This is a genomic window from Bradyrhizobium sp. USDA 4341 (genome assembly GCF_054063755.1).
This window is the reverse complement of the sequence record NZ_JBSSGO010000002.1, coordinates 2,511,170-2,520,044: the sequence shown is the minus strand read 5'-3', so window position 1 is coordinate 2,520,044 and position 8,875 is coordinate 2,511,170. Positions and strand designations below refer to the sequence as shown.

Annotated in this window: 13 protein-coding genes; 2 read left to right on the top strand and 11 right to left on the bottom strand. The window is 65.9% G+C overall.

The annotated features are described in order from the left end of the window. Window positions 1–29: 29 nt before the first annotated feature. The 4 genes from ACVIGB_RS18015 to ygfZ all read right to left on the bottom strand — a co-directional run bounded on the left by ACVIGB_RS18015 (window position 30) and on the right by ygfZ (window position 2,772). Window positions 30–536, bottom strand: a complete 507-nt coding sequence (locus ACVIGB_RS18015) for a tyrosine phosphatase family protein (RefSeq protein WP_092116044.1) — start codon at window positions 534–536, stop codon at window positions 30–32. Between the two features lie 123 nt (window positions 537–659). Continuing rightward, window positions 660–1,271 carry a YfbR-like 5'-deoxynucleotidase gene (locus tag ACVIGB_RS18010; RefSeq protein WP_456721618.1) on the bottom strand — a complete coding sequence of 204 codons (612 nt, stop codon included), beginning with the start codon at window positions 1,269–1,271 and terminating at the stop codon, window positions 660–662. Continuing rightward, complete coding sequence (locus ACVIGB_RS18005; protein WP_092116040.1) at window positions 1,268–1,894, bottom strand: DNA-3-methyladenine glycosylase I; 627 nt, start codon at window positions 1,892–1,894, stop codon at window positions 1,268–1,270. Before ACVIGB_RS18005 ends, ACVIGB_RS18010 begins: the two co-directional genes overlap by 4 nt. Then, on the bottom strand, window positions 1,891–2,772 hold the full coding sequence (gene ygfZ / locus ACVIGB_RS18000) for a CAF17-like 4Fe-4S cluster assembly/insertion protein YgfZ (protein WP_092116038.1): 882 nt from the start codon (window positions 2,770–2,772) through the stop codon (window positions 1,891–1,893). The genes ACVIGB_RS18005 and ygfZ overlap by 4 nt, the downstream gene beginning before the upstream one ends. Before the next feature lie 129 nt (window positions 2,773–2,901). On the opposite strand from ygfZ, the gene ACVIGB_RS17995 reads away from it, so the two are divergent. Continuing rightward, window positions 2,902–4,236: a dihydroorotase gene (locus tag ACVIGB_RS17995; RefSeq protein WP_456721619.1), complete on the top strand. Its 1,335-nt coding sequence runs from the start codon at window positions 2,902–2,904 to the stop codon at window positions 4,234–4,236. An 83-nt stretch (window positions 4,237–4,319) separates the two neighbouring features. Here ACVIGB_RS17995 and ACVIGB_RS17990 read toward each other — a convergent pair whose 3' ends face one another. The 5 genes from ACVIGB_RS17990 to ACVIGB_RS17970 all read right to left on the bottom strand — a co-directional run bounded on the left by ACVIGB_RS17990 (window position 4,320) and on the right by ACVIGB_RS17970 (window position 6,809). Then, window positions 4,320–4,586: a hypothetical protein gene (locus ACVIGB_RS17990; protein WP_028332620.1), complete on the bottom strand. Its 267-nt coding sequence runs from the start codon at window positions 4,584–4,586 to the stop codon at window positions 4,320–4,322. 155 nt (window positions 4,587–4,741) lie between these two features. Then, entirely contained in the window at window positions 4,742–5,398 is a 657-nt protein-coding gene (locus ACVIGB_RS17985) for an HAD family hydrolase (protein ID WP_456721620.1), read from the bottom strand. Beyond that, the gene (locus tag ACVIGB_RS17980) at window positions 5,388–5,765 is read right to left on the bottom strand and encodes a TIGR02301 family protein (protein ID WP_050424352.1); all 378 of its coding nucleotides are present in this window, start codon (window positions 5,763–5,765) and stop codon (window positions 5,388–5,390) included. Before ACVIGB_RS17980 ends, ACVIGB_RS17985 begins: the two co-directional genes overlap by 11 nt. Before the next feature lie 85 nt (window positions 5,766–5,850). Further along, on the bottom strand, window positions 5,851–6,270 hold the full coding sequence (locus ACVIGB_RS17975; protein ID WP_456721621.1) for an NUDIX hydrolase: 420 nt from the start codon (window positions 6,268–6,270) through the stop codon (window positions 5,851–5,853). A 38-nt stretch (window positions 6,271–6,308) separates the two neighbouring features. Then, window positions 6,309–6,809, bottom strand: coding sequence for a hypothetical protein (locus tag ACVIGB_RS17970; protein ID WP_456721622.1), 501 nt, complete (start codon window positions 6,807–6,809; stop codon window positions 6,309–6,311). 62 nt (window positions 6,810–6,871) lie between these two features. Here ACVIGB_RS17970 and ACVIGB_RS17965 point away from each other — a divergent pair, with 62 nt between their 5' ends. Then, complete coding sequence (locus ACVIGB_RS17965) at window positions 6,872–7,633, top strand: SOS response-associated peptidase (RefSeq protein WP_456721623.1); 762 nt, start codon at window positions 6,872–6,874, stop codon at window positions 7,631–7,633. 360 nt (window positions 7,634–7,993) lie between these two features. On the opposite strand, the gene ACVIGB_RS17960 is transcribed toward ACVIGB_RS17965, so the two are convergent. Together ACVIGB_RS17960 and ACVIGB_RS17955 are read right to left on the bottom strand one after the other, a co-directional pair. After that, window positions 7,994–8,389, bottom strand: coding sequence for a RidA family protein (locus tag ACVIGB_RS17960; RefSeq protein ID WP_456721624.1), 396 nt, complete (start codon window positions 8,387–8,389; stop codon window positions 7,994–7,996). 5 nt (window positions 8,390–8,394) lie between these two features. Then, a complete protein-coding gene (locus ACVIGB_RS17955) occupies window positions 8,395–8,874 on the bottom strand; it encodes a DUF6691 family protein (protein WP_456721625.1) in 480 nt (159 codons plus the stop codon). Window position 8,875: the final 1 nt, after the last annotated feature.

The window sequence follows — 8,875 nt, the reverse complement described above, 5'->3', positions numbered from 1 at the left end:
GTTCAAGCGGCGGGGCGTGGCAGGCCGCGCTAATCCAGATCGATGTGGAAGGGCCGGCCCTCGACGCTCATGCTGCCGGGGCCCATCGCATCGAGCGCGCGCAGCATCCGGCCCTCGCGCCCCAGCGCCTTGTCGGCGAGGCTGACGATCAGGCGGTTGGGCGCCGCGATCGGCGAGGCCTCGCGGATCAGCCGGGCGATGGACATTTCGTCGCGGTGCGGATTGAGCGCGCAGACCGTGGCGAATGCGCTTGCGGTCGAGCGGCTGATGCCGGCGTAGCAATGCACCACCATCGGCGCGCGGCGATCCCAGCCGCGCACGAAGGCCAGCACCCTCTCGATATGCGTCTCGTTGGGGGCCACGAATCCGTCCATCTGTTCGATGATGTCGTCCATCGACACTTTCAGATGGTTGGCCGGAAGCACGGAGGGCGGCCGCTGCACCTGGTCGACATTGGCCATCACGGTCAGCACATGGCTGGCGCCGGTGGCACGAACCGTGTCGGGGAGCGCGGCAAGCGAGCAGACGTGAAGCATGATGGTCCTTGGCTATCGGTGCGCCCGATTATAACGGCTGTTCCCGGGTGGGCAAAGCCGGGCGGCACAATGCCCGCTCTTGGTTTTGCGGCGCAACCGGCCGCACGCTTCGCGGTGCCGCGCCTACGATGCGTGCAATGCCTTGAAGCGTTCGAGGAACTGCTTCTCAGCCCTCGCGGCGGTCCAGGGCGTCAGATAGTCGCGCTCGGTGGCTTCGGGCAATTCCGGATCGCGGCCGAACAGCCGCCTGGCTTCGGCTTGCGAAAATCCCGCCAGATGCGTCGCCTCGAGATAGGCGGCGCCGCGATCGGCGGCCTTGATCTGCTGGGTGATCTCATCCGCCAGCAGCGCCGGCAGGCCGAAGCGGATATGGATCGCTGACAGCAGCCGCTTCTCCACCGCCTTGTATTCGCCTGATAGCACCGCCTTGAACGGCGAGATCATGTCGCCGATGACATATTCGGGTGCGTCATGCAGCAATGCAGCGAGACGATGGCGGATATCGACGCGCGGCAATTGCTGACGCATCACGGCCTCGACCAGCAGCGTGTGCTGCGCCACCGAGAAGATGTGCGCGCCGCTGGTCTGGCCATTCCAGCGCGCGACCCGCGCCAGTCCATGCGCGATGTCGACGATCTCGATATCGAGCGGCGACGGATCGAGCAGGTCCAGCCGGCGCCCCGACAACATCCGCTGCCAGGCGCGGGTGGTCTCGGTCGATTGACGCGCAGTCATTTCTTCTTGAGCCGCGGTGTGCGGAGCTTGCCGCTGCAGGCCTCGTGGCAGAAGCAGGTCACGAGATGATCGTTGACCATGCCGGTTGCCTGCATGAAGGCATAGACGATGGTGGGGCCGACGAATTTGAAGCCGCGCGCGCCGAGCTCCTTGGAGACCTTGATCGAGACCGGCGTCGAGGCCGGCACGCTCGCGGTGGTCTTGAATTGATTGACCTTCGGCTTGCCGTCGACGAAATCCCACAGGAATTTCGAGAAGCCGGGGCCCTTCTCCATGATCTCGAGATACGACTTGGCGCTCGCCACCGTGCCTTCGATCTTGGCGCGGTTGCGGACGATGCCGGCGTCGTTCATCAGCGCATGCACCTTCTTGTCGGTGTAGCGCGCAATCTTCTCGGGCTGGAAATCGTCGAAGGCTTTGCGGAAATTCTCGCGCTTGCGCAGGATCGTGATCCAGGACAGGCCGGCCTGGAAGCCGTCGAGGATCAGCTTTTCGTAGAGCGCACGGTCGTCATATTCCGGCACGCCCCATTCATTGTCGTGATAGGCGACGTAGAACGCGTCCTCGCCCGGCCACGGGCAGCGTGTCTTGCCGTCGGGATGCAGTTGCGCGGTGCGGCTCATGCGACGGTCTTCTTGGGTGTGGTGCGGACAGCATCAGGATCGGCGAGGTGAAGCGCGAGCCCGCCCGCGGTCAGCGGCAGACCGGCGTCGAGCGCATCGGCGACGCGGTCGATGCGCACCAGCGCGAGGCCCTTCTCGCCGGCGGTCGAACCCATGGTGCCGACCTGCTTGTCGCCAGCCTGGATCGTCGCGCCAGTCTCGGGGGAGGGGCCGTCGAGAATGATCTTCACCGTGCGGGTGCGCGCCGTGCCGCGATGCTGCATGCGCGACACCACCTCCTGGCCGACATAGCAGCCCTTGTCGAAATCGACGCCGTTGAGGCGGTCCATATTGGTCTCGTGCGGGAAGGCGTCGCCATACGTGAAGTCGAGCCCGCCGCGCGGCACGCCGGCCGCGATGCGATGCGCCTCATAGGCGCTGGAGTCGACGAGATCGGCGTCGATCAGCTCAGCGAGTTTCTGCTTCAGATCCTCCGGGATCAGGATGCGCCAGCCGAGCGCCGCATTGCGCGGGTCGGCGAAGGCAAGATCAGGGATCGCCGCCGGCTCGCCGTCCCAGGCTGCCAGCACACCGAGACTGTCGGAGAGATTTTCGACCACGACTTTGGCGCGCAGCTTGTAGAAGCCGAGCTTGTCGGCAAGCCCCTTGGCGAGCGCGCGCGGCGCGTCGATCAGGAAGCCGCCGCCATGGCCTGTGGGTATCTCGGTGATCAGGAAATCGACGATGATCTTGCCCTGCGGCGTCAGCAGCGCGCCGAACCGGGCCTGTCCCGGGGCCAGCTGCTCGACATCGGTCGTGATGAGGCCGTTGAGGAAGTTGCGGGCGTCCTCGCCAGAGATTTTGACCACGCCCCGATCTGGAAGAAACGCTGCTTTCATTCGCAAAATTGGCTCTTTTTCCAAGTTCCTTGGGAAACGCTGTCCTCGCGGATATCCCCTGCCAAGCTAAGGCGCTAGAGTGCGCCGAACAAGGCCCGCGCGATAGCCGAAAGCGGGCGCCGAGGACCGATGAATCAGCATTTCGACACCATTCTAAAATCCGGCACCGTGGTCAATCAGGACGGCGAGGGCGTGCGCGATATCGGCGTCACCAACGGCCGCATCGCCGCGATCGGCGCGCTCGGTCAGGCCTCGGCCGGCGAGGTGATCGACTGCAAGGGCCTGCATATCCTGCCCGGCGTGATGGACACCCAGGTGCATTTCCGCGAGCCCGGGCTGACGCAGAAGGAAGATCTCGAGACCGGCTCGCGCAGCGCCGTGATGGGCGGCGTCACTGCCGTGTTCGAGATGCCGAACACCAACCCGCTGACCGTCACGGAAGCGGCGTTCACCGACAAGATCAAGCGCGGCCACCATCGCATGCATTGCGATTTCGCGTTCTTCATCGGCGGCACCCGCGAAAACGTGCGGGACCTGCCGGAGCTCGAGCGCGCCCCGGGCTGCGCCGGCGTCAAGGTGTTCATCGGCTCCTCCACCGGCGCGCTGCTGGTCGAGGACGACGAGAGCCTGCGGCGGATCTTTCAGGTGATCCGGCGCCGCGCCGCATTCCACGCCGAGGACGAGTATCGCCTGAACGACCGCAAGCCGCTGCGGATCGAGGGCGACCCGCGCTCGCATCCGGTGTGGCGCGACGAAACCGCGGCGCTGATGGCGACCGAGCGTCTGGTCAATCTCGCGCGTGAGACCGGCAAGCGCATCCATGTGCTGCATATCTCGACCAAGGAAGAGATCCTGTATCTGCGCGACCACAAGGATGTCGCGTCCTGCGAGGCGACGCCGCACCACCTCACGATGGCCGCGCCGGAGTGCTACGAGCGGCTCGGCACGCTGGCGCAGATGAACCCGCCGGTGCGCTCGGCCGACCATCGCGCCGGCATCTGGTACGGCATCGAGCAGGGCATCATCGACGTGCTCGGCTCCGACCACGCGCCGCATACGCTGGAGGAGAAGGCCAAGGCCTATCCGGCCTCGCCGTCCGGCATGACCGGCGTGCAGACGCTGGTGCCCTTGATGCTCGATCACGTCAATGCCGGGCGGCTGTCGCTGGCTCGGTTCGTCGATCTCACCAGCGCGGGTCCGGCGCGGCTGTTCAACATCGCCTGCAAGGGCCGCATCGCGGCGGGCTATGATGCCGACTTCACCGTGGTCGATCTGAAGCGCAGCGAGACCATCACCAACAAATGGATCGCCTCGCGCGCAGCCTGGACGCCCTATGACGGCGTGCGGGTGCAGGGCTGGCCGGTCGGCACCTTCGTGCGCGGCAAGCGGGTGATGTGGCAGGGCGAAGTGACGACGCCGTCGACGGGCGAGCCGGTCCGCTTCCTCGAGACGCTGAAGGCCTAGCGCATCGAATGCGCTAGATTCTTGTTTGACGCGTTTTCTTTACGCGAACCGGTGCTCACTTCGCTCGAAAACGCTTTGCGGAATTACTGCCGGGCCAATGCCAGCGAGAACTCGCCGTTGCGCACCCGCGCGGCGAGACCCTCGGCGAACTTCGCCACCGCGTCCTCGCCATAGGTGCCGACGAGCTCCGCGAGCGCCGCAAACAGGCTCGCCTGCGCCAGGCAGTCGCCATCGACGCCGTCGTGACGCGCTTCCGCCCAGGCCTCGTTCAGGTAGCCCAGCGCCGCCTGCTTCTGCTCGTGATCGGGACGGGGGTCTTGGTGATGGGGAAAGGACGCTGGATGGCGCATGAAACTCTGCAAAATGAATGCGCGCGGTCCGAGGAGCGAACCACTGCGACGCGCGAGATTTATCACGCATGCGGGTACCGCCTAGCCCACATCTTTCGAAAAGGTTAACGCCCGACACGGCATTTAAAGGGGAATTCCGGATCGCGCCGCCGCGATCAGCCAAATGAGCTGTGGATATGGTCCAGCACGGCGCGCGGCGAGGCGCACAGATGGCTGGCGCCGGCCTCGATCAGTTCCTCCGGCGTGCCGTAGCCATAGGTGACGCCGATGGCGCGGATGCCGTTGCGGGTAGCTCCGACAACGTCGTGACTGCGGTCGCCGATCATGAGGGCCTTGCCCGGGTCGGCCCCGGCCTGCGCCAGCGCATAGGCCAGCAGGTCGACCTTGTTGACCCGGGTTCCGTCAAGCTCGGAGCCGAACACGTGGTCGAAATACCGGCTGAGGCCGAAATGCGCGACGATCCGCGTCGCGAACACATGCGGCTTCGAGGTTGCAACGTAGATGCGCCCCGGCGCCTGCCGCAGCTCCGCCAGCACGTCGGCGATATCGGGATAGACGCTGTTCTCGAACAGCCCGACATCGCCGAACCGCTCGCGGTAGAGCTCGACGGCGCGGTCGGCGAGCTCCTCGCCGCCGAGCAGCATCGCAAAGCTCGCCCGCAGCGGCGGGCCGATGCACCAGGTCAGTTCGTCCTGTGACGGAACCGGGCGGCCGAGCTTGCCCAGCGCATACTGGATCGAGCCGGTGATGCCGGGCTTCGGGTCGGTCAGGGTGCCGTCGAGGTCGAAGAAGATCGCGCGGTCAGTTAGCATAGCGGGCCGTCAGGTCGCGCGAGATCTTCGAGCCTTCCTCGATGTAGCGGCGGATCGCCACGGAGGCCGCGGGGGTGCAGGTCCGGTAGGTCTGCTGGAAGCCGTTGTAGCCGCGGTTGAAGCCGGCGACCATGCGGGCGCGGCGGTCGCCGGAGGGAGTCTCGGCATCGATCAGCGCCTGCATCTCGTTGCGCCATTTGGCGCCCTCGTTGGAGCCGCAGATGCCGCGCAGGTAGTGCAGGGCGCCGAGGATCTCGGCCAGCCGCTGCAGGTCGCCGTCGAACGGCGCAGCCGCGTCCTGCGCGCGGGCGGGCGTCGCGAGGCATGCCGACATCAGGATCACAACGGCGAGAAAGGCTCTGATCATCAGGGGTTCCGGAATCGCCGTGGTATGCCCCCTCAATGCGCCCGAGGCAAGGCGGCAGAGCGCTCCAAGGCGCCCCCAGACAGGCTCAAACCAGCCGCCGGGCGGCCGCAATGACCTCATGGAGACCGCCGGTGACCTTGAGGTCGCCGATCTCCTCCGGCGCCAGCCATTTGAAATCGTCGTGCTCGTCGTTCAGCACCGGCTCGCGGGAGGCCCAGCGCGCCGCGAACGTCATGATCATATAGTGCCCGGTGCCGGGACCGGTCGGCAGCACCTCGCGCCAGCCGGCCAGGCCCAGGATCTCGACCCGCAGGCCGGTCTCCTCGTCGATCTCCCGGTGCAGGGCGGTGTGCAGCGTCTCGCCGAACTCGACCCGGCCGCCGGGCAGCGAATAGAAGCCCTTGCCCGGCGAGTGGGCGCGGCGCACCAGCAGCACCTTGCCGTCGCGGAAAATCACGCCGGAGACGGCGAGCTGCGGGCGGATCGGAGGTTCGGGAGAACTCAAGACGACAACCAGTTTTGACGACCATCATGCCTGATAAATCAGGCGCCCGCCATGATGCTCTCGACATCGGCCTCGGCGGCGCCGTTGATGACGCCGGCGGTCTGCATCACCAGCGGCTTGACCCAGACGATGGCCTGCTCGGCCAGCGCGACCCGGCTCTTGTCCTGATGCAATTGCCGCATCGCCGCGCCGACCTCGGTCAGGATACTGGTCATGTTGGCGGTGAGCTGGTCGAATTCGGCCCGGATTCGGGTGTCCGCGGTCTCATAGGCCTCGATCGCGAGGTCACGCGCCCGAAAATTGGACGCGGTGAAATGCTCGGCATAGGACAGGGGTTGCCATTCGAGGAAATCGCTGGCGCATTCCGGCAGGTCCGGCACCATCTCCAGCAGCATGATGGCTTCGTTGAAGTGATTGAGGTAGTCGGTCGCAAGCCCGGTGCGGGGATTGATGTTGGCGGCGCGCAACAGCGCCGCCCGCGCCTCGTCGGGGTACGTCGGTCGCGGGGAAGAGCCCGCTATGGCGGCCGTTGAGGTCATTGGTCGCAGTCTTTAACGGTCCAAGTTAAGGCGGAATAAACGGATACCACCCTGGACAGGATATGTGCGGACGCTTTGTCATTACCTCGCCGCCGGCGGCCTTGCGAGAGATGTTCGGCTACATCGAGCAGCCGAATTTTCCGCCGCGGTATAATGTTGCGCCAACCCAGCCGATCCCGGTCGTGCTGCTGCAGAATGGCGGCCGGCATTTTCAATTGATGCGCTGGGGCCTGATCCCGTCCTGGGTCAAGGATCCCCGCACGTTCTCGCTGCTCATCAACGCCCGCTCCGAGACGGTGCGGGAGAAGCCGGCGTTCAAGAATGCGATCAAGCGGCGCCGCGCGTTGATCCCGGCCGACGGCTATTACGAATGGCAGGATGCCGGCGGCCGCAAGCGGCCGTTCTTCATCCATCGCCGCGATGGCCATCCGCTCGCCTTCGCCGCGCTCGCCGAGACCTGGATGGGACCGAACGGCGAGGAGCAGGACACCGTTGCGATCGTCACTGCGCCCGCGAGCCCCGACCTCGCGCAATTGCATCACCGCGTGCCCGTCACGATCCGGCCCGAGCAATTCGCGCGCTGGCTCGACTGCCTGCCCAACGATGTCGACGACGTGATGCCGATGTTGAAGGGACCCGACGTCGGCGAGTTCGCCTGGCACCAGGTGACGATGCGCGTGAACGCCGTCGCCAACGACGATGCGCAATTGCTGCTGCCGATGACCGCGGAAGAGATCGCCGCGGAGGACGCGCCGGCCCCGAAGAAGGTACCGGTGCGCAAGGCGCCGGTGCGCGAGGATGACGGGCAGGGGTCGTTGTTTTAGGGGCTGGCTGAAGAAGCGTGGCGCAGCGTGGATTTGCGCCCAGCTCTCTCCACATCGTCGTCCTGGCGAAAGCCAGGACCCATAACCACCGCAGTTGATCGTGAACGGGAACGCGGCCCCAGCGTCGCGCAACAATCGAGATTTGGGGTAATGGGTCCTGGCTTTCGCCAGGACGACGGCGAGTGTGTTGCACGGCCTGGATTCTAAAACTCGCAACCCCGCGTTCTCGCGACGCGTTTTGTCCGAGCTTTCGCGATGTGCCGACTTCGTAGGGCGGGTTAGCGAAGCGTAACCCGCCGTCTTCCTTGCCGGAGCATCGGTGGGTTACGCCTTCGGCTAACCCACCCTACGGTCGCGGCTTCACCCCTTCACTTGTGCCACGCCCTCGATCTCGATCAGCATCTTCGGATTGGGCAGCGCCACCACGACGCAGGTGGTGCGCGCGGGGTAGGGTGCAGGGCCGAACGCGCCGGCATACAGAACGTTCATCGTCGCGACGTCGCTGGCGCGGGTCAGCAGCACGTTGACCTTGACGAGATCGCGCATCGTCGCGCCGGCCTCGGTCAGCACGCGCCGGAAATTGGTGACGACGTTGGCGAACTGCGCCTCGAAGCTGTCGGGCAGCTCGCGGTTGGCGTCGAAGCCGGGAATGCCTGAGATGAACAAGAGATCGCCGACGCGGGCGCCGAACGAGAGCGGCGGCGCCGTGACGCCGGGCGGCGGAGGGAAGTGCTTGATTGTTGTCGTTTCTGTCATTGGGGTCACCCGTCTGCGCGAGATGGAAGGGAAGTGGTTTCGACGCCGCGCGGCGCCATTGTGCGCCGGCGCCAGAGATTCTTGCCGAAGAGATTCTGGCCGATCATGCCTGCCAGCATCGCGACGACGAACACCACGATCGGCAGCGAAAGCCCGGCAAGATTGACCAGCGCGGGCCCGGGGCAGATGCCGGCGAGGCCCCAGCCGATGCCGAACAGCACGGCGCCACCAACCAGCGGCGCATCGATGTCGTTGCGGTCGGGCCAGAGGAAGCGCGCCGAGAAGGCAGGCGCGGTGCGCCGCCGCGCGATCGCAAAGCCGGTTGCCGCGACCGCAACCGCACCCGCCATCACGAAGGCAAGCGTCGCATCCCACGCGCCGAACAGGTCAAGGAAGCCGAGCACCTTCTGCGGATCGGTCATGCCCGAGATCAAAAGACCCGCGCCGAAGATCAGGCCACAGAGGAAGCTTGCGAGAAGGGGCATC